Origin of the sequence: Sandaracinus amylolyticus (genome assembly GCF_000737325.1) — a bacterium.
GTDB classification, from domain to species: Bacteria; Myxococcota_A; Polyangia; order Polyangiales; family Sandaracinaceae; genus Sandaracinus; species Sandaracinus amylolyticus.
This window is the reverse complement of the sequence record NZ_CP011125.1, coordinates 7,007,469-7,026,781: the sequence shown is the minus strand read 5'-3', so window position 1 is coordinate 7,026,781 and position 19,313 is coordinate 7,007,469. Positions and strand designations below refer to the sequence as shown.

Here is a 19,313-nt window from a genome sequence, read left to right as displayed (position 1 = left end):
GCGGACCTGTGGCGGCATGAACGAAAGAGCTTGGTCTTCTTGCTTCTTGGTCTCGCTGGCGCTCGTGGGGTGCGCGATCAGCAGGACGCCGCTCGACCCGATCGACGCGTCGAACGACGGCTACGACGCGGGATCCTCGGACTCGGGGCGCGCCGACTCCGGGATGATCTCGAGTGACTCGGGCACGTCGCAGAACGATGCCGGCGGGACGTTCGATCCGCGCGACTGCGCGACGCCGGCGACGATCCTCGAGGTCGCGACGGCGGAGTCCGGCGCCGACGGGCTCACGGTGGCGGCAGACACTGCCGGAAACCTCTACGTCGGCGGTGCGTTCAGCGACCGGCTGACGGTGCGCACGGCGACCACGCTCGACGCGACGGGCGCCAATCGGCGCGACGGATTCCTCGTGTCGCTCACGGCGAGCGGTGCGGTCCGTTGGGCGCGTGTGTTCGGCGACGCGCTCGACGGCGACCACACCGTCTCCGCGGCGCTCGTGGTGGGCGATCTGGTGATCGTCTCCGGCACGTTCGACCGCGAGCTCGATCTGCACGTGCCGGGCACGTCGGGAGATCTCCCGCCGCTCGTCACGTCCTCGTGGCCGATGAGCACCGGGTTCGTGGCGGCGCTGCGCGTCTCGGACGGCGCGCCAGTGTTCGCGCAGGTCTACGACGGCAAGCTCGCCGCGGCGGGCGCGAGCGAGATCCTCGCGGCGGGAGGCCAGTATCCCGGCTGCGGCGCGACGACGGGCGACGTGCAGATCGCGCGTCTCGACGTCGCCGCGCTCATGACCGATCCCGTGACCGGCGCGCGGTCGCCCACGTGTCGACGTGCGGTGGGCTTCTCGGGCGCGACGATCTCGCGCGTGACCATCGCGACCGGTGGCGACGTGCTCGTCGCCGGCGCGTCGGCCGCGGACACCTTCGGCACCGAGTCGATCGTCCGGCCCGCGGCATCGACGGGCTCCATGCCGGCAGGGCTGGTCGCGCGGCTGTCACCCGATCTCGCCGTGCGATGGGCGCGCGGGTACCGGACGCTGCCTCACCCGGTGCACCCGCACCCGTCGCACGTGCACGTGACCGAGGTCCGCGAGCGGGACGGCACGCTCATCATCGCGGGACGCGTGCTCGGCGCGGCGGATCTCGGGAACGGGCCGCTGATCGGCTTCACGAGCGGATCCGACTGGGACCTCGTGATCGCGAGCCTCGACGCCGCGACCGGCGAGACGCAGTGGAGCGAGATCTTCGCCAACGAAGGCGTCGATTCGCTCGCCGGCATCGAGGTCGATCGCGCGAGCCAGATGCACGTCGCCGGGCGCTTCACCGGACCGGCGCTGGACCTGAGCGGCGGCGTCGCACCCTTGGCGGGCCAGGGACAGCTCTTCGCGGCGACGTTCGGCGAGACGGGCGCCCACCAGTGCAGCCGCGCGAGCACCGGCGGCCCGGGCTCGACGAACGCTTCTTCGACGGCGACGAGCCCCGACGGCCACGAATGGTTCGTGACCGGCACCGCCGTCGGGAGCCTCGACTTCGGGTCCGGTGCCATCGGGGACGCGAGCTCGTCTCGCCTGCGCGTGTACGTCCAACGTTTTTCGCTCGTCCAGTGAGCCGTTCCTCCGACTCCGAAGCCCAACTGGTCGAGCCCATGCCCGAGCCGAGCTCCTCTCGCGCGCGACGGATCGCAGCCCCCGACGACGTCGGATCGGTCGCGACACGTCGCGCGCTGTTCGACGGTGGTCACTCCGACGCGGTGCTCGTCGTGCGCGCGCGCGAAGGAGATCGATGGGCGCAAGAGGTGCTCTTCCGGCGCTACATGACGCCGCTCGCGGGGAGGGTCACGCACATCGTCGGGAACGTCGCCGACGCGGACGACGTGCTGCAGGACACGTTCGCCGACGTGCTGCGTGACCTCGCTCGGCTTCGCGAGCCCGAGGCGTTCCGCGGGTGGCTCTACCGCATCGCGATGAACCGGGCGCGCAAGGTGCTGCGCAAGCGGAGGCTATTGCGGTTCCTCGGGATCGATGGCTCGGTCGACGACGCGACGCTCGCGATCGAGGCGACGCCCGCGACGAGCCCCGAGGTGCTCGCGGAGCTGACGATGCTCGACGAAGCGCTGCGGCGGGTGCCCGCCGACGAGCGCATCGCGTGGATGCTTCGTCACGTGCACGGTGAGGCGCTCGAGGAGATCGCGTCGTGGATCGGGTGCTCGCTCGCGACGGCGAAGCGACGCATCGCGGCGGCGCAGGCGCGCATCGACGCGCACGTCGCGGGGAGGGTGCGATGAAGCGCTCGCTGCCGAACCTTCCGGAGCGGATCGCGGACACGCTCGATCTCGCGGTCGAGGAGGCGCGCGTGCAGCGCACGTGGCGTGGTGCTCGGCGACGCGCGGGGACGCCGGCCCGGCGGACGGCCGGAGGGGTCGCGGTGGTCGTGATCGCGGCGGCGGCGGTGGTCGCGCTCGTGGTGCTCGCGCGGCGCGAGGAGCCGGTCGCGCGGGAGCGCGGCGTGCTGCTGCTCGAGGGGGGTGGATCGCCGGTCGTGCGCGAGGTGCGCGAGGGCGCCGCGCCCGAGACGCTGCGCTTCGCGGAGGCGAGCGAGATCACGCTCTGGCCGAGCGCGAGGCTCGTGCCGCTGCACAACGACGGCGCGCGCTTCGAGACCGAGCTCGAGCGTGGGCGCGTGCGCTTCTCGGTGACCCCGGGGCTCGGGCGTGCGTGGCGCGTCGTCGCGGGCGACGTGCAGGTCGAGGTCGTCGGCACGGTGTTCGAGGTGGAGCGCTCGGTCGCGCGCACGAGCGTGTCGGTGGAGCGCGGCGTCGTGCGCGTGTCGGGACCTCGCGTGCCGGGCGGCGCGGTGACGCTGCGCGCCGGCGAGGACGTGATCGTCGAGCGCGACACGCCGATGCCGATCGAGCCCGTCGTGGTGACGAGCGTCGAGCCGCTCGAGGAGGAGGTGCTCGCGCCCGCACCGCGCGCGCCGGTCGTGCGATCGGTCGAGTGGCGCGAGCTCGCGACGCGAGGACGCCACGACGAAGCGTACGAAGCGCTGCGCGGCCGCGGGATCGTGCGCGAGGCCGAGCGCGCGACGCCCGAGCAGCTGCTCTTGCTGGCCGACGTCGCGCGCCTGTCGGGGCATCCCGTGGAGGCCGTCGCGCCGCTCGAGCGCCTGCTCGCCGAGCATCCGCGCGACGAGTCGGCCGCCCTCGCGGCGGTGACGCTCGGGCGGCTCCTCATGGACGCGCTCGATCGCCCCGACGATGCGCGCCGCGCGCTGGAGCGAGCGCGCGAGCTCGGTGTGCCCGCGGCGCTGCGCGCGGACGTCGAGCGCCGGCTGCTCGCGCTCGATGCGAGCGAGGTCGAGTCGACGCCTTGAGGTGGGGCGCGGTCGTGGCGGCTCTCGTCGTCGCGGTGGGCCACACCGCGCAGGCGCAGCCGCGCGCGCTCGGGCTCGAGGTGCCGGCGTGCGAGGTGGAGTGGGCGAGCTTCGAGCAGCTCGCGCCGTTGGTCCGGGTGGAGCTGCGCGCGCTCGGGATCGAGCTCGACGTGGTGCGCGCCACCGACGCGAACGCGAGGCTCGTCGTGCGCGCCGAGTGCGACGAGGGCGTGCCCGACGCGTCGTCGATCGTGCTCGAGGCGCACGACGCGGACGGAGCGCCGCGTGCGCGGGTGATCGACCTGCTCGACGTCAGCGGCTGGAACCGCGCGCGCACTCTCGCGATCGCGCTCGTCGATCTGCATCGCGAGGGCGCGCCGCCCGAGGTCGTCGTGCCCGAGCCCGACGAGCTGATCGCGGAGGGCGAGGTGATCGCGGATCCGGTCGCGCCGTCGGCGCAGCGCGCGGTCGATCCGCGCGCACGCGCGCTCGACGTGCCGGGCGCGCCGGTGATCGAAGGAGGAGACGCGCTGCGCATCGAAGGGCTCGAGCTCGCGCTCGGCGGCGCTCTCGCCATCGAAGCGCGCGCGGCGGACGTGCTCGCGGGAGGGCAGGTCGAGGGCTCGATCGCGCTCGCCTCGAGCGTGCTGCGCGCGCACGCCGGGCTCGCGCTCTCGCTACGTCACGCGGCGCGCGACGTGTCGCACGGCACGCTGCGCCTCTCGCTCGCCGGTGCCGCGCTCTTCGCCGACGTGGCGGTGGTGCTCGGCGCGCTCGATCTCGGGGCGCGGCTGGAGCTCACGCCCGGGCTCGCGGTGAGCAGCGGCAGCGCGACGGAAGACGACGTGGTCGAGCGCGAGGCGATCGACGCGACGTTCGAGGCGTCGCTGCTCCTCCAGGCGCGGTGGACGATCGTCGACCGCTTCTTCGTGCGCGTCGAAGGCGGCGCGACGTTCGTGGGCCGCGGCATCCAGCTCGTGTTCGCGCGCGAGCGCGCGCTCGGCTGGACCGGCTGGGCGTTCCCGATCCGCGTGGTGCTCGGGATCGTGATCTGACCGCGATCAGGTCGTCGCGGGCAGGCGGTGGAACACGAACGCGCCGTCCTTCGCGTCGATCTCGATCGTGTCGCCGGGCTGGTAGCCGCCGCGCAGGATCTCCTCCGCGAGCGGGTCCTGCAGGTTCTTCAGGATCACGCGCTTGAGCGGGCGCGCGCCGAACGCGGGCTCGTGGCCGAGCTCGGTCAGGCGATCCTTCGCGGCGTCGGTCACGTTCAGCGTGAGCCGGCGATCCTGGACGAGCTTCTGCAGTCCGCGCAGCTGGATCTCGACGATGCCGCGCAGCTCGTGCTTGCCGAGCGGATCGAAGATCACGACGTCGTCGATGCGGTTCAGGAACTCGGGGCGGAAGTGCTTGCGCAGCTGCGCGTCGAGCGTCTCGCGGATCGCCTCGCGCGTGACGCCCTCGCCGTGATCGAGGATCGCCTGCGAGCCCACGTTGCTCGTCATGATGATCACGGTGTCCGCGAAGTACGCGAGCCGACCGCGCGAGTCCGTGAGGCGACCGTCGTCGAGCACCTGCAGCAGGATGTTGAAGACGTCGGGGTGCGCCTTCTCCATCTCGTCGAAGAGGATCACGGAGTAGGGCCGCTTGCGCACCGCCTCGGTGAGGAAGCCGCCCTCTTCGCTGTCGACGTAGCCGGGCGGCGAGCCGAGCAGGCGCGCCACCATGTGCTTCTCCATGAACTCGCTCATGTCGAGGCGCGTGAGCGAGAGCTCGTCGTCGAAGAGGAACTCGGCGAGCGCCTTCGCGAGCTCGGTCTTGCCGACGCCGGTCGGACCGAGGAACAAGAAGCTGCCGATCGGGCGCTTGGGATCGCGCAGCCCGACGCGACCACGACGCACCGCCTTCGCGACCGCGGCGACCGCGGGATCCTGGCCGACCACGCGCTCGCGGAGCTTGTCCTCCATGCTGAGCAGCTTGACGGTCTCGGCCTCGAGCATCCGCGACACCGGCACGCCGGTCCACGCCGCGACCACGTCGGCCACGTCCGCCTCGACGACCTGATCGCGCACCCGCGGCTCGTTGTCGCCGCCGCCCGCGATCGCACCGGCGCGTGCGCGCGCGTCCTCGAGCTTCTTCTCGAGCAGCGGGAGCGTGCCGAAGCGCAGCTCGCCCGCCTTCGCGTGATCGCCCGAGCTCTTCGCGTCCTCGTACTGCTTGCGCGTCGCCTCGAGCTCCTGCTCGATGCCGCGCACCTCCTTCGTGCGCGCGAGCGCGGCGGCCCAGCGCGCGCGCCCGTCGCTCGCCTTCGGGCGCAGCTGCGCGATCTCCGCGTCGATGCGCGCCTTGTGGCGCTTGCTCTCGTCGTCGACGTCGTCCTCGAGCGAGTGCGCCTGCATCTCGAGCGCCTCGAGCCGACGCTCGAGCGCGTCGAGCTCCGCAGGCACGCCGTCGATCTCCACGCGCACGCGCGCCGCGGCCTCGTCGATCAGATCGATCGCGGCCTTCGGAAGCTGCGCGCCCGGCACGTAGCGACGCGCGAGGCGCACCGCGGTGAGCAGCGCGGGATCGGCGATGCGCACGCCGTGCGCCTGCTCGTAGCGCGGCACCACGCCGCGAAGGATCGCGATGGTCTCGTCGGCGGTCGGCGGATCGATCGCGATCGCGACGAAGCGTCGCGAGAGCGTGGGGTCCGCCTCGAACGCCTTGCGCATCCCGTCGGTCGTCGCGAGCCCGATCACCTTCAGCTCGCCGCGCCCGAGCGCGGTCGAGAGCAGCTGGCCCGCGCCGCTCGGCGCGCGATCGCCCGCGAGCGCGCCGAGATCCGGGATGAACAGGATGATCTCGCCCGCGCGATCGCGGATCGCGGCGAGCAGCGCCTTCATCCGCTCCTCGGCCTCGCCGCGCAGCTTCGCGCCCGCGAGCAGCGCGCCGGTCTCCAGCGCGATCAGGCGCTTGCCCTGCAGCGTCGCGGGCACGTCTCCGCGCACGATGCGCATCGCGAGCGCGTTCACGATCGCGCTCTTGCCGATGCCCGCCTCGCCGACGAGCAGCGGGTTGTTCTCGTGGCGCCGCGCGAGCACCTGCAGGATGCGTCGCAGCTCTCCGTCGCGGCCGATCACGGGATCGAACTTGCCTTCGCGCGCGAGCCGCGTGAGGTCGCGCCCGTACTGCTCGAGCGGGTCGCCCTTGCCGCCGCTCGACGCGGGTCGCGACGCGCCGCTCTGGCCGTTGGTCGCGGTCGCCGGCTGCAGCGTCTCGCCCGACGCGGTCGCGCGCAGCACCGGCCCCGAGAGCCCGCACGCCTTGAGCACGCCGCTCACCGCCGCGGTGGTGTCCTGCGAGCACGCGATCAGCAGGTGCATCACGTCGACCGGCACGCCGCCGCCGCGCGCCGCTTCGCCCTCGGCGCGCCCGAGCAGCTCGAGCATGCGCGGAGAGAGGTACGCGACCGCGCCCTCGACCTTCGTGAGCCGGCGGAGCTGCGCCTCGCTCTCGACCAGCACGTCGACCGGGTCGACCCCGGCGCGACGAATGGCCTGCTGCACGGGCTCGCTGCGCTCGATCAGCCGATAGAGCAGGTGGAGCGGCTCCACCTCGGGGTTCTTGCGCTCGTCGGCGAGGCCTTGCGCGGCGGCGATGACGGCACGCGCATCACGGTCGTAGGCCTCGAGGCGGAGGGTGAGCGTCGACATGAGGGCGAGAGCATACAACGGCCCTCGCGGCTCTGTTCCTCAGCGTCCGCGGTGCTTCGCCAGGTAGCGCTCGCGGAGATCCGCGATGACGTGGGCGAGCATCCGATCTTCCTCGCCGCTGAGGTTTCCCTCGGTCTTGCGGTCGAGCATCTGCAGGATCTCGATCGTGTGCCGCGCCGACTCGAGGTCGATCGCGGTGCGACCCTCGGGGTCGCGGATCTCACCGAGCTGGATCATGCACGACGTGCTCATCGACAGGATGAACGTCGTGAAGTCGATCGGCGCCGTGGCCTCGGCGCCCGGGAGCGGGGCGAGGCCGGTCTCGTCGATGTCGCGATCGTCGTCGTTCGACATGGTTCCCCCGGCCTCGCGCGTGCGCGCTCCTCAGCCCTCTTCGTCCTCGTCGTCCTCACCCTCGTCGATGTCGTCGACGTCGGTGAGCTCGTCCTCGACGGCCGCGGTCGCGGCGTTGTCGGCGCGGTCGGGCAGCGACGTGAGCAGCTTGTCGTACTGCTTCGCGTCGACGAGCCCCTTGTCGATGTTCCGCTGGAGGATGCGCTTGTCGATCAGGAAGTCCTTGTACGCCATCGGGGCTTTTTCCTCTCGGGCCGCCGAGTCTAGGGACCGTGCCGCGCGTGTCAAACACCGGGCCATCCGCGGAACGTGGCACTCTCGCGGCGATGTCCTGGCTCCGCGAGCCGCTGCTGCACTTCGTCGTGCTCGGGATGGCGCTGCTCGCGCTCGATCGCGCGCTGGCGGGCGGGGCCGCGGAGGACACGCGCGAGCGCTCGATCGTGGTCGACGAGGGCGTGCGCGCCGAGCTCGCCGACGCGTGGGAGCACGCGCACGGCGCGCCTCCCTCGCAGGCCGAGCTCGAGGCGCTCGTGGCGCGCTGGATCGACGACGAGATCCTCTACCGCGAGGCGCTCGAGCGCGGCCTCGATCGCGACGATCCGCAGGTCCGCTCACGGCTCGCGTCGAGCATGGGATACGTGCTCGACGCTCAGGCGCTCGCGAGCGAGCCCACCGAGGACGAGCTGCGCGCGCACTTCGCCGCGCATCGCGAGCAGTGGGCGCACGAGGCGCGCATCGACTTCACGCAGGTGTTCGTCTCGAGCGAGCACGAGGACGCGCGGGCGCGCGCCGAGGCGCTGCTCGCGCAGGTGATCGCGGGCGCGTCGCCGAGCGGGCTCGGCGACACGTTCTCCGGTGGGCGCCGCTATCGTGGGCGCACGATCGCGCAGCTCGAGGAGATCTTCGGCGCGGAGCTCGCGCGTGGGGTCGAATCGATGGAGCAGGGCGCGTGGGCGCTCCTGCCGTCGCGCTTCGGGTGGCACGTCGTGCGCGTCGACGCGCGGAGCGCGGCGAGCGAGGCGGACTTCGAGGCGGCGCGCGAGGACGTGCTCCACGATCTGCGCGAGCAGCGCACGATCGAGGCGCGCGCGCGCGAGCTCGCACGGCTGCGCGAGCGCTGGGACGTGGTGGTGCGATGACGGTGCGCGCGTGGTGCGTCGCGGCGATCGTGATCGCGATCACGGCGCGCGCTCGTGCGCACGACTCGAGCCCCGGCGTGCTCGCGATCGCCGAGCGCGCGCCCGGTGACTTCGCGGTCGCGTGGACGGCACCGGTCGACGCGCGCACACCCGACGGATCGCTGCGCGTCGTGTATCCCCCGGGGTGCGACGCGAACGGCGCGCGCCTCGCGTGCGAGCCCGGCGCGCTCGAGGCGGGCGAGATCGCGATCGAGGGCCCGCTCGATCCGCGAACGCGCGTGGTGGTCACGCTGCGCACGCACGACGGCGAGCACCTCGAGGCGATCGCGACGGGCGCCGAGCCGCGCGTGAGGCTCGCGCGGGACCCGTCGTGGTCGCGGTGGATCGCGATCGGCGTCGAGCACATCGCGTTCGGGCTCGACCACGTCGCGTTCGTGCTCGGGCTCGTGCTGCTCGTCGGCTTCGAGCGGCGCATCGTGATCACAATCACCGCGTTCACGATCGCGCACTCGATCACGCTCGCGCTCGCGGCGCTCGACGTGCTGCGCCTGCCCTCGGCGCCGGTGGAGGCGACCATCGCCGGGAGCGTCGTGCTCGTCGCGCGCGAGGCGCTGCACGATCGCGCGACGCTGTCGCGGCGCTGGCCGTGGCTCGTCGCGCTGCTCTTCGGGCTCGTGCACGGCCTCGGGTTCGCGGGCGCGCTGCGCGAGGTCGGACTGCCCGAGCGCGGCCTCGTGGGCGCGCTCGCGGCGTTCAACGTCGGCGTGGAGCTCGGGCAGCTCGCGCTGGTCGCGCTCGTCTTCCTGCTGGTCGGAATCGGCCGAACGGTCGTGCGCGACGAGCGAGTCGTCGCGCGGGCGCGTCCGCTCGCTTGCTACGCGCTGGGCGCGCTCGGCGCGATGTGGCTCGTCGATCGCACGCTCGCGATCGTGCTCACGGCGTGGTCGTGAAGCGCGAGACCGGCGTGCGCACCGTGTGATCGCAGTCGCGCACCGTCGCGTACCACTCGTACACGCGGCCGGGCTCGAGCCCTTCGATCGTCGCCGTCGCCGGAGATGCGCCGCGCTCGGCGCGCGCGACCTCTTCGAACACGCCGCCCGCGCCGCGCAGCGGGACGCGCAGCGTGAACTCGCTGTTCGCGTCGGTCTCCCAGCGGTCGAGCGTCGGCGAGTAGGTGCGCACCGTGAGCTCGCCCTCGGCGGGCGAGAACTCCCAGATGCGCATGAACCCGCTGCCGCCGTTCTCGCGCGACTGGTAGTCCGCGAGCATCGAGTCGATGCGATGCCCCTCGAACGTGTCGTTGCGACGGCTCTCCGCGCTGATGTGCCCGCACGTCATGAGGTGCAGGTTCCGCACGCTGCGGAGCGCGTTGTAGATCGCCTGGCCCTGCGGCCCGAAGTTGCCCGCGCTGTTCAGGATGTAGTGCGCGTTGACGATGCCGAAGTGATCGGGGTGCGTCTCGAGCACGCGTCGCGCCCAGGCGAGCACCGCGGCGTCGGGCTCGGGATCGAACTTCATGTCGACGACGACGAAGTCCATCCCGCCCGCGGAGAACGTGAACCAGTGCTCGTCGTTCGTGCTGCCGTAGTGGCCGCCGTAGTAGGCGCGGCCTTCGAAGCGCTCGACGCCGAAGAACTCGTTGTAGCGGGTCGCAGGACCGACCTGGCTGACGACGCTGAGGTCGTGGTTCCCGACCGCGACGCCGTAGGGCATTCCGTCGGGCATCCCGGGCAGCGCGCCCTCGAGCGTCGTCATCGCGCGGTCGGCGACGCGCCACTGGAAGACCTGCGAGTCGCCGTTGTTCACGAGGTCGCCGTTGTGGATGACCGCGCGGATGTCGTACGCGTCGTGGTTGTCCACGATCCACTGCGTCTGGTCGTAGAAGAAGCGCTCGAGGTTGCGATCGTCGACCGTGTAGTACTGCGTGTCGGGCAGCACGACGACGGTGAACCCGTCCTCTTCGCCGAGCGCGCGCAGGTGGAACGTCACGTCGAGCGCGTCGCCCTCGGGATCGGTCGCGCCGACGCTGAGCTCGACGCTGTTCCCGGTGACCGCGAGATCGTCGCTCGGGATCGTGCCGGTGATCGTCGGAGGAAGGCCGCGATCGAGCACCGGGCCGGTCTCGACGAACGTCGCGCCGGTGATCGTCGCGTCGAGATCGCCGATCGCGTCGGCGGCGTCGCCGTCGAGCGCCCATCGTCCGACGAGGCCCTCGCCCGTCGCGACGCGCTCGAAGCGCGCGCTCGCGATCTCCTCCGCGGTGCGCGCGCGATCCCACACCCGCAGCTCGCTCACCGCGCCGTGCAGGCGGCCCGCGGCGCGGCCCATCGAGTCGAGCGCGGTGCCGATCCCGAAGTGCTGGATGCTGTCGGCGCGCGGGGTCGCGTTCGCGCGCGCCGAGCCGTCGAGCGCGCCGTCGAGGTAGAGGCGCCACGTGGTGCCGTCGTACGTGACCGCGACGTGGTGCCACTCGCCCGGCGTGACGCGCGTCCGCCCGACGACCGGATGGTTCGCGCCCGTCGCCATGTCCTCGAAGTCCGCGCCGAGCACGTCGCCGACGAAGCCGAACGCGTAGTTGCAGTCGACGTTGCTGCCGTCGTCCTCGCCGCGTCCCTTGCCCGCGATCGGCACGACCTGCACGCCGCCGACGCCGGTGCCCGCCGCGACGCCCGGACCGTCGCGGCGCACCCACGCCTCGACGGTGAAGCGCGCGAGCCCGAGCGGACGCGCGACGCCCATCGACGCGGCGTCGTCGGTGCCGTCGAACGCGAGCGCGCGTGCCGGAGGCGCTGCCTCGCAGCCCGGCGTGCCGGCGTCGTCGTCCTGGGTGGGCGTTCCGCCGTCGCTCACCGACGCGTCGCGCGCCGGGATCGCGCCGTCGCCGCCGCGTGGGTTGTCGACGTCACCGCCGCACGCGCCGAGCGCGAGCGCCGAGAGGATGCAGAGGAAGCGAGCACGCACGAGCGCGTCGTCGAGCAAGCGATGCGCCACGAGGAACGCCGCAGAACGCGCCGAGAAAGGCCGTTCTGCGGCGTCCATGGAGCGATCGCTCCGCGCGGGGGCGCGCATCGCGATCAGGATCTGGTCACCCCGCGAGCAGCTCGCCGTACGCCGTCGTCGCGCGGCCCGGGCTGAACACGCTCGAGCCGTTGTACGTGTAGCTCTCGTCGACGCCGAACGACTCCGCCGGGATGCCCGCGCCGCGCAGCGCGGTGAGCACGGCGATGCTCGTGCTCTCGCGATCCACGCGGTGGTGCACGTTCCCGCGCAGCGCGCCGCCGCCGCGGCCGCACACGAGGATCGGGAACTCGCGGTTGCTGTGGGTCCAGCCCTCGCTGAGCTCGCTCGTCGCGAGGATCGAGCAGTTGTCGAGCACGTTGCTCCCGGCCGCGTCGGGCGTGTCGCGCAGCCGCGCGAGGAAGTACCCGAGCTGCTCCATCGTGAACACCGTCGCGGCGTGCACCGTGTCGTGCGGCGGTCCTTCGTCGTGGTTGATCTGGTGCAGGCCGTTGCTCGCGCCGACCGGCCACATGATCACGCCCGAGCCCGCGGTGCTGAAGAACATCGAGAACGATCGGGTGAGATCGCACGCCAGCGCGAGCGCGCAGAGATCGCTCATCGCGCGGTTCTGATCGGCGATCGGCTCGCGACCTCCGACGTCCGGGAAATCGCCCGGATTCTCGGGCGGCGTGCACGTCGACGCGCCCGCGGCGAGGCGCATCTCCAGCGCGCGCACGCTGTCGAAGTGCTGCTCGAGGCGCACGCGATCCGCGCGCGACACGCGCGGCTGGAGCGCGCGGATCTGCTGGCCCACCGCGTCGAGCACGCTCTGTCGCGCGAGATCGATCTGCGCGTCGACCGGCGCGCCGAAGAGCCGCGCGTACATGCGCGACGGCGAGTACTCGCTCGGGTTCGGGTTGTTCGGCCCGTTGTGCGAGAGGTGCTGGAAGCTCGTGCCCTCGTCGGTGCCGCGGAAGCGCGTGATGCCGAACTCCAGCGAGCGGAACGGCGCCATGCCCTCGAAGTGCGCGGCCGCGATCTGATCGACCGAGGGATACGCGAACGTCGAGACGATCGTGTCGCGCGTGTTGCCGTTCTGGTGGAAGTGCGCGCCGGTCATGATGCCGGCCATGCCCGAGTGGTGCGGGTGCGTCGCGGTCTTGATCTCGCAGCCCGTCACCACGCTCACCCACGGCTTCACGCCGGCGGTCGCGAGCGGCGCGAGCTCCTCGCTCGGCGTCCAGTCGACGGCGCCGCTCGGCGTCCAGCGCTCGGGCCGCACCCCGTTGCCCCAGAACCACACGCCGAAGCGAACGGGCAGCGGCTCGCCGCCCGCGAACGCGACGCCGTTCTCGTCGAGCATCGTGTCGAGGATCGGCACGCCGACGCTCACCGCCGCGCCGGTCGCGAGCACGCCGCGCAGGAACGTGCGGCGCTTCATCGCGGTCTTCGAGAGAGACTTGGTCTTCTTCATCGCGCTCTCTCCCTTCACCGCACGCACGCGACCTGGAGATCGTCGCCGCCGTTCTCGAGCGGCCCGTATCCGCTCACCGCGCCGCGCGAGCCGCAGAAGCGATGGATCGCCGCGTTGCAGTCGCGGCCGATGCGCGACGTCGCGTTGCACCCCGCGTGGATCGCGGAGAGCGCCGAGTACGTCGTGCCGACCGTCTCCGCGCCCGGCGTGCACGCGACCGTCACGCTGCTGCCCGCGACGCGCACCGGGCCGTAGCCGGTCGTGAGCCCGGCGCTCGCGCAGTAGCGATGGATCGCGGCGTTGCACTGCATGCCGAGCCGCTCGCTCGCGCCGTCGCAGCCCGCGTGGTGCGACGCGAGCTCGGCGAAGGTCGTGGTGCGCAGCGTCGCGCTCACGCACGCGACGTGCGCGACGTCGCCGCTGTTCTCGACCGGACCGAAGCCGCTCGATCCGCAGGTGCCCGCGGCCGATCCGCAGAGCCCGTGGATCGCCTCGTTGCACTCGAGGCCGCTGCGCTGGGTCGCGCCGTCGCAGATCGGATGGTGCTCGCGCAGCGCGGTGAACGTGCTCGAGACCGACTGCGGCGCGAAGCCCTCGTCGATGCGTCCGTCGCAGTCGTCGTCGGCGTGGCTGCAGCTCTCGGTCGTCGGGGTGCGCGCGCTGCACGCGGTGAACGACCCCGCGACGCACGTCTCGACGCCCGCGCCGCACTCGGTCGTGCACGCGCGCGCGACGCCCTCGTCGGTCGTGCCGTCGCAGTCGTCGTCGACCGCGTTGCAGGTCTCGGTGGTCCCGCTCGGTGCGCTGCACGCCGTCCACGCGCCGCGCTCGCACGCTTGCGTGCCCGCGCCGCACGCGTTGGTGCAGTCGCGCGTCTCGCCGTCCTCGCAGTCGCCGGGCGCGTAGCTCGCGTAGCGGAAGCCGGGCGAGAGCACGACGAGCTCGATCAGCGCGCTCATGCGGTGCCCCGCGCTCGCGAACTCGCGCGCGAGGCGCTCGATCTCGACCTGCTCGCCGCGCGTCTCGAGGTGGCCCGAGGCCCAGCGATAGAACCGACGCGTGAAGCACGCTCCGACGCGCTCGCTCTGCGCGAGGTGGGCGCCGAGCTCGTCCGCGCCGTCGACCGCGACTCCGTCGACGTCACCGCTCGCGTCGATGGGCAAGCCGTTGTCGAGATCGCGGAAGCGACCGACCGGATCGAAGTGCTCGAACGTGAACCCGAGCGGATCCATCAGCGTGTGGCACCCCGCGCAGACCGGATCGGTGCGGTGGCGATCGAGCCGCTGCCGCAGCGTCTCGGGCTCGCCGCTGCCCTCGGGCAGCTCGGTCGAGATGCCCGGCGGCGGCGGCGGGATGTCCTGACAGAGCAGGTTCGCGCGCACGAATTTGCCGCGGAACGTGGGCGAGGTGAGCGTCGCGTGGGCCCACATCGAGAGCACGCCGGCGCGGCCCATCACGCCACCGCGGTGCTGATCGGCGGGCAGCGTGGCGCGCATGCGCTCGGAGCCGGTCGGCGCGGGGAGCCCGTAGTGCGCGGCCAGCTCGGCGTCGACGAACGTCACGTCGGTCGAGAACACCTCGCGCACGTCGGCGTCGCGCTCGTAGACGTCGGCGAAGATCCCGTCGATCTCCGCGCGCATCGACGCGCGCAGCGACGGCGTGAACGTCGGGAAGAGCTCGGGGTCCTTGCTCACCGTGTCGAGCCGCTCGAGCTGCATGAACTCGCCCCAGAAGCGCGTCATCGCAGCGGTCGCGCGCGGATCGCGCGTCATGCGCGTCACCTGCGCGCGCAGGCCTTCTTCGGTCACGAGCTCGCCCGCCGCGGCGGCGCGAAGCAGCTCTTCGTCCGGCGTGCTGCCCCACAGGAAGTACGAGAGTCGGCTCGCCATCTCGGAGCCCGTGTAGCGGAGCCGCGTGCGCTCGGCGGGATCCGGCTCGCCGCGCTCGACGCGGAAGAGGAAGTGCGGCGACTGAAGGATCGCCGTCAGCGCGAAGCCCGCGCCGCGCCACGCATCGCGCAGCATCGCGCCGGTGTCGGTCGCGATCGCGATCAGCGCGTCGACCTCGCTCGGCTCGAGCGCGCGACGCCACGCGAGCCGACCGAAGCGCACGACGAACGCGCGCAGGCAGGGCTCGCCCTCGCTCGCCACGTCGCAGCCGAAGAACGCCGTGCGCCGCGCGGGATCGGCGAGCATCTGCGTCGCGAGCGAGCTCGCCGCGGACTCGTACTGCTCGACCTCGAGCGGCGGGATGGTGAGCTCCGACGCGCCGACGGTGCTGAAGCCGTGCAGCAGCGTGTCGTTCGGCAGATCGCCGGGCACGGTCGTGCCCGCGGGGAAGAGATCGCGGATCGTCTGCTCGTACTCGGCGCGCGTGAGCCGATGCAGCATCGCGGGCGCGGGCGTCAGCACCGTCGGATTCGGCGTGTCGGGGCGCGAGCTGCCGCGTGGACCGCTCGGGCCGTCGAACAGGTTGCCCTCGCACCCGGCGAGCGCGCAGCCGAGCGCGAGCGTCCAGGATGCGATCGCGTGTGCGCGTCGTGGTGGCGCGACGTTGCGGCGTCTCGCGTGCGGGCTCGAGCGAACGGCCATCCTCGTCCTCCGCGATGCGCAGAGCGCGCGCCGCTCCGCGGGCGAGAGCAGCGGACGTGCCACGCATCGCGGCTCGGAAAACACGCGTGTAGGTGCATCGCGCTGGGGTCACGCGACCCTCTCCGCGGCGCATTTCGGGCTCCTGCGACCGACGCGAGCCCATCGGCGCGCCGGGACGCGCATGCGCCCTCGACATCTCGTCTCTTCGATGGCGGGGAGGCCGTTCGCGGGCGGAATTCCATCGAACCGATGAGCGGGAGGGCCGTCCGCGGGTGGGATTTCATCGAATCGATGAGCGGGAGGCCGTGCGCGGGTCGAATTTCATCAAGTCGATGAGCGGGAGGCCGTCGGCGGGTCGGATTTCATCAAATCGATGAGCGGGAGGCCGTCCGCGGGCGGGATTCCATCGAATCGATGAACGGGAGGCCGTCCGCGCACTTCCGATCCGAGCGAACGACCGAGCGCGGGCACGAGCACGTCCGACGAGGACGAGAACGCGTACGGGGCGGCGTCGCGATCGTGGGCCGAGTCAGAACAGACCGATCGAGAAGTGCAGCGAGCCGAACGGCTCGCCGAGATCTTCGCGTCGATCGAGGTTGAACCCGTAGTCGAGCGCGATCGGTCCGACCGGCGTCGCGAAGCGCATCCCGAGCCCCGCGCTCCAACGCACCGCGAGCTCGTCGACGTTCGACACGACCGCCCACACGTTGCCGACGTCGAGGAAGATGCCGCCCTGCAGCGCGTCGACGATCGGGAAGCGCAGCTCGGTTCGGAACAGGTAGAAGAGATCGCCGGTGCGCGTGATGTCGACGGGATCGATCCCGCTCTCGCGCACGAGGCGCGCCTGATCCTCGGGGATCACCTGGTCCTGCAGGAAGCCGCGCAGCGTGTCGACGCCGCCCATGTAGAACGCGCGGTTCGGGTACGTCTGCGAGCCCGTCTCGAGGTGCGCGACGATGCCGCCGCGCGCCTGCAGCGCGAGCACCCAGCCCTCGGCGATCGGGACGTAGCCCGAGAGGCCCGCGGTGAGCTTCAGGAAGTTCGAGAAGAACGGCGGCTGCGGCGGCAGACCCTCCTGCGGCGGGAGCTGCTCGCTCGCGATGCTGTGCACGAGCTCCATCCCGCCCGCCGCGAAGATGCCCGACGTCGGCGTGAACGGGTTGTCGCGCAGATCGAGCGAGCCCGTGAGGCGCGTGCTGCCGATCGCGGTGTTGCCCTGGGGGACGCGCAAGAGGCGCTGGGCGCGCACGTCACCGCGCTCGATCGCGTCCTCGAGCAGCTCCTGGAGCGAGCGCTGATCGAAGAGCTGGATCCCGTTGTGCTCGATCTCGCCCGAGAGCGTGAGCGCGAAGACGCGCTCCGGCACCCACGTGAACGAGAGCGTGACGCCGTTCTTGTCGTATCCGAAGTCGCGCTCGTTGTCGCGGATGTGCGCGAGGTCGAGCGCGCCGCGCACGTTGGGCAGCCCGGGGATCCAGGGAACTCCGAAGCCGACCGTCACGCGGCGCTCGAGGCGGTTCAGCGCGCTGAGCTCCGTGATCGACTCGCGCAGCTCGTCGTCCTGGAAGAAGAGCTGGTACGCGAGCTGGATGCGCAGCGTGAGCGTGAGCGCGAGGCCGAGCAGGTTGCGGTACTGGTACTCGAACGTGCCACGCGCGCCCTCGCCGGTCGCGAAGCCCGCGCTGAGCCCGACGACCTGGGGATCGCGCTCGGTCACCGTGATGACGACGGGCTTCACGCGCTCCGGCAGATCGGGATCCGCGGGCGCGACGTTCACGCTCGCGAAGACGCCGAGCGTGCGCAGGCGCTCCTCGCTGTCGCGCGCCTGCGAAGGACGATAGAGGTCGCCGCTGCGCAGCGCGATCACGTCGCGAACGAGCCCGAGGTCGGTCGTGGTCGCGCCCTCGACGCGGATGTCGCCGACGTGCACCGGGAATCGCTCGACGATCTCGAGGACGATCTCCGCGCGCTCTCCGTCGGGCGAGAAGCGCACCTGGGGATCGACGCGCGCGAAGAGATGACCGCGCTCTGCGTAGAGGTCGCGCACGCGCCGCCGCGCTTGCTCGAGCGGCAGGTAGCCGAACGCGTCGCCGCGCGCGATCTGCGCGGCCTCGAGCAGCTCGCGGGTGCCGGCGATCTCGTTGCCGTGCACGCGCACGTCGTAGACGAGCGTGCGTGGGCCCTCGAACACCGGCACCACGACGACCGCGCGATCGTCCTCGAGCTCGCGCAGCTCGGGCGTGCCCACGCGCGCCGCGAGGAAGCCCGCCGCTTGGTAGAGCTCCTGGATGTGCGACGCGGCCTCGGCGTAGGTCGGCTCGAACCAGATGCGCGCGGGCACGACCTCGACGTCCGCGGGCACCTGACGCCGCGCGCGCGCGCGCTGGCCGCTCAGCCCGATGCGATCGACGACCTCGGAGTCGACCGGCCAGAAGAGCTCGGGCGCGGGGAGATCCTCCTCGAGGTAGCTGTCGATCTGATCGCGCAGGAAGTCGGTCTCGAAGTGCGACGCGCCCGGGAACGAGACGCCGATCACCTGGAGCTGCATGCCGGGCGTGACGTCGATCGAGAGCAGCGCGGCGAGCGGCTGATCGATGCGCTCGGGATCGCGCGTGCGCCGGATCTCGACGCTCGCGTGATGGAAGCCGTGACGTCGATAGAGCTCGACGATGCGCTCGCGCACCGCGCTGATCACCGGCGGCGCGAGCGCCTCGTCCGCGAGGTGCAGCACCTCGTTCACGGTGTCCTCGTCGACCGGCGCGTGGCCGTGCAGCTCGACGCGGTAGTGACGCCCGAGCACGAGCGGCACGTGGATCACCACGCCCTGCGCAGCGGGCTGGAGCGCGGGCTCGCCGAGCCTCGCCTCGAGCCAGCCGTGCTCGCGAAGGCGCGTCTCGACGCGGCGCACGCCTTCTTCGAGCCGCCGGCGATCGAGCACGTCGCCGTCGTGCAGCCCGAGCTCGTCCCACGCGCGCTCGGTGGGCGGCGCGTCCTCCGCACCGTCCCACACCACGCCGCGCACGCGCACCGGCTCGCCCTCGACGACGTCGGCGAGCAGCACCTTGCGCGCGGGATCGTCGGTGTCGCGCAGTCGCAGCGTCACGTCGGCGCGCACGAAGCCGCGCGCGCCGTAGAGCTCCTGCGCGGCCTCGGCCATCGCGGGCAATTCGCCCGGCTCGAGCTCGCCGCCCTCGCGCACGCGCAGCGCCGCGCGCAGCTCGTCGTCGTCGATCGCCGAGTTCCCGTGCAGCTCGATGCGCGTGATCACGATGCGCGGCGTGAGGCGCACCGAGACGGCCACGCCTCGGTCGGTGCGCGTCGCGTCGATCTGCACGTCGGCCCAGCGGCCCGACGCGAGCAGCCGCGCGATCACGTCGCGGATGCGCCGCCGGTCGAGCCGCTCGCCGCGCGTGAGGCCCGCGGCGGCGAGCTCGCTCTCGGTCGCGCCGCCCTCGACCGTCAGCTCGGCGATCGGCTGTCCCGCGAGGCTCGAAGGCACGTCGGCGCGCGCCGGCGCGACGAGCACCGACGCGAGCAACACGCAGGCGAGGAGCGACCAGCGAACGATCACCACGGCGTCGTACCGCGCTGAGCTTCCGGAGGAGTCTTGGAAGATCCCTCCACCCGACCCGCGGAGCCGGCACCGCGAACGCTGCGCGCGGGGCCCCACCTCCGCTCGCTCCCGTTCGCGC

At 72.4% G+C, this 19,313-nt stretch carries 13 protein-coding genes; 6 read left to right on the top strand and 7 right to left on the bottom strand.

The window, feature by feature from the left end; all coding sequences use genetic code 11:
* The first annotated feature begins 16 nt into the window (after positions 1-16).
* The 4 genes from DB32_RS48640 to DB32_RS29800 are packed head-to-tail and all read left to right on the top strand — an operon-like array spanning position 17 to position 4,423.
* Positions 17-1,603, top strand: a complete 1,587-nt coding sequence (locus tag DB32_RS48640) for a hypothetical protein (protein WP_169791604.1) — start codon at positions 17-19, stop codon at positions 1,601-1,603.
* Positions 1,604-1,641: 38 nt separating this feature from the next.
* Complete coding sequence (locus DB32_RS48635; RefSeq protein WP_053236042.1) at positions 1,642-2,280, top strand: RNA polymerase sigma factor; 639 nt, start codon at positions 1,642-1,644, stop codon at positions 2,278-2,280.
* Positions 2,277-3,368: a FecR domain-containing protein gene (locus tag DB32_RS29805; RefSeq protein ID WP_157069543.1), complete on the top strand. Its 1,092-nt coding sequence runs from the start codon at positions 2,277-2,279 to the stop codon at positions 3,366-3,368. Before DB32_RS48635 ends, DB32_RS29805 begins: the two co-directional genes overlap by 4 nt.
* 14 nt (positions 3,369-3,382) lie before the next feature.
* Complete coding sequence (locus tag DB32_RS29800) at positions 3,383-4,423, top strand: hypothetical protein (protein ID WP_053236040.1); 1,041 nt, start codon at positions 3,383-3,385, stop codon at positions 4,421-4,423.
* Positions 4,424-4,429: 6 nt separating this feature from the next.
* Here DB32_RS29800 and DB32_RS29795 read toward each other — a convergent pair whose 3' ends face one another.
* The 3 genes from DB32_RS29795 to DB32_RS29785 are packed head-to-tail and all read right to left on the bottom strand — an operon-like array spanning position 4,430 to position 7,651.
* Entirely contained in the window at positions 4,430-7,063 is a 2,634-nt protein-coding gene (locus DB32_RS29795) for an ATP-dependent Clp protease ATP-binding subunit (RefSeq protein WP_053236039.1), read from the bottom strand.
* Positions 7,064-7,102: 39 nt separating this feature from the next.
* Complete coding sequence (locus DB32_RS29790; protein ID WP_053236038.1) at positions 7,103-7,417, bottom strand: DUF1844 domain-containing protein; 315 nt, start codon at positions 7,415-7,417, stop codon at positions 7,103-7,105.
* Positions 7,418-7,447: 30 nt separating this feature from the next.
* Positions 7,448-7,651 (bottom strand): hypothetical protein, encoded by a 204-nt coding sequence (locus DB32_RS29785; protein WP_053236037.1) that lies wholly within the window; start codon positions 7,649-7,651, stop codon positions 7,448-7,450.
* A 92-nt stretch (positions 7,652-7,743) separates the two neighbouring features.
* On the opposite strand from DB32_RS29785, the gene DB32_RS29780 reads away from it, so the two are divergent.
* On the top strand, positions 7,744-8,556 hold the full coding sequence (locus DB32_RS29780) for a peptidyl-prolyl cis-trans isomerase (RefSeq protein ID WP_053236036.1): 813 nt from the start codon (positions 7,744-7,746) through the stop codon (positions 8,554-8,556).
* Positions 8,553-9,506 (top strand): HupE/UreJ family protein, encoded by a 954-nt coding sequence (locus DB32_RS29775; RefSeq protein WP_053236035.1) that lies wholly within the window; start codon positions 8,553-8,555, stop codon positions 9,504-9,506. The genes DB32_RS29780 and DB32_RS29775 overlap by 4 nt, the downstream gene beginning before the upstream one ends.
* Here the strand turns inward: DB32_RS29775 and DB32_RS29770 are convergent.
* The 4 genes from DB32_RS29770 to DB32_RS29755 form a co-directional block, all read right to left on the bottom strand.
* Positions 9,490-11,595, bottom strand: a complete 2,106-nt coding sequence (locus DB32_RS29770; RefSeq protein ID WP_157069542.1) for a laminin G domain-containing metallophosphoesterase family protein — start codon at positions 11,593-11,595, stop codon at positions 9,490-9,492. The two genes, DB32_RS29775 and DB32_RS29770, sit on opposite strands and share 17 nt — an antisense overlap.
* Positions 11,596-11,641: 46 nt before the next feature.
* Positions 11,642-13,030: a DUF1552 domain-containing protein gene (locus DB32_RS29765; protein ID WP_157069541.1), complete on the bottom strand. Its 1,389-nt coding sequence runs from the start codon at positions 13,028-13,030 to the stop codon at positions 11,642-11,644.
* Positions 13,031-13,044: 14 nt separating this feature from the next.
* The gene (locus tag DB32_RS29760) at positions 13,045-15,621 is read right to left on the bottom strand and encodes a DUF1592 domain-containing protein (protein WP_053236032.1); all 2,577 of its coding nucleotides are present in this window, start codon (positions 15,619-15,621) and stop codon (positions 13,045-13,047) included.
* 529 nt (positions 15,622-16,150) lie between these two features.
* Entirely contained in the window at positions 16,151-19,192 is a 3,042-nt protein-coding gene (locus DB32_RS29755; protein ID WP_169791603.1) for a POTRA domain-containing protein, read from the bottom strand.
* Positions 19,193-19,313: the final 121 nt, after the last annotated feature.

Coding starts and splice junctions, on each gene's coding strand:
- DB32_RS29760 (WP_053236032.1), bottom strand. CDS start 15,621: ATGGCCGTTCGCTCGAGCCCGCACGCGAGACGCCGCAACGTCGCGCCA.
- DB32_RS29775 (WP_053236035.1), top strand. CDS start 8,553: ATGACGGTGCGCGCGTGGTGCGTCGCGGCGATCGTGATCGCGATCACG.
- DB32_RS29805 (WP_157069543.1), top strand. CDS start 2,277: ATGAAGCGCTCGCTGCCGAACCTTCCGGAGCGGATCGCGGACACGCTC.
- DB32_RS48640 (WP_169791604.1), top strand. CDS start 17: ATGAACGAAAGAGCTTGGTCTTCTTGCTTCTTGGTCTCGCTGGCGCTC.
- DB32_RS48635 (WP_053236042.1), top strand. CDS start 1,642: ATGCCCGAGCCGAGCTCCTCTCGCGCGCGACGGATCGCAGCCCCCGAC.
- DB32_RS29770 (WP_157069542.1), bottom strand. CDS start 11,595: ATGGACGCCGCAGAACGGCCTTTCTCGGCGCGTTCTGCGGCGTTCCTC.
- DB32_RS29795 (WP_053236039.1), bottom strand. CDS start 7,063: ATGTCGACGCTCACCCTCCGCCTCGAGGCCTACGACCGTGATGCGCGT.
- DB32_RS29785 (WP_053236037.1), bottom strand. CDS start 7,651: ATGGCGTACAAGGACTTCCTGATCGACAAGCGCATCCTCCAGCGGAAC.
- DB32_RS29765 (WP_157069541.1), bottom strand. CDS start 13,030: ATGAAGAAGACCAAGTCTCTCTCGAAGACCGCGATGAAGCGCCGCACG.
- DB32_RS29780 (WP_053236036.1), top strand. CDS start 7,744: ATGTCCTGGCTCCGCGAGCCGCTGCTGCACTTCGTCGTGCTCGGGATG.
- DB32_RS29790 (WP_053236038.1), bottom strand. CDS start 7,417: ATGTCGAACGACGACGATCGCGACATCGACGAGACCGGCCTCGCCCCG.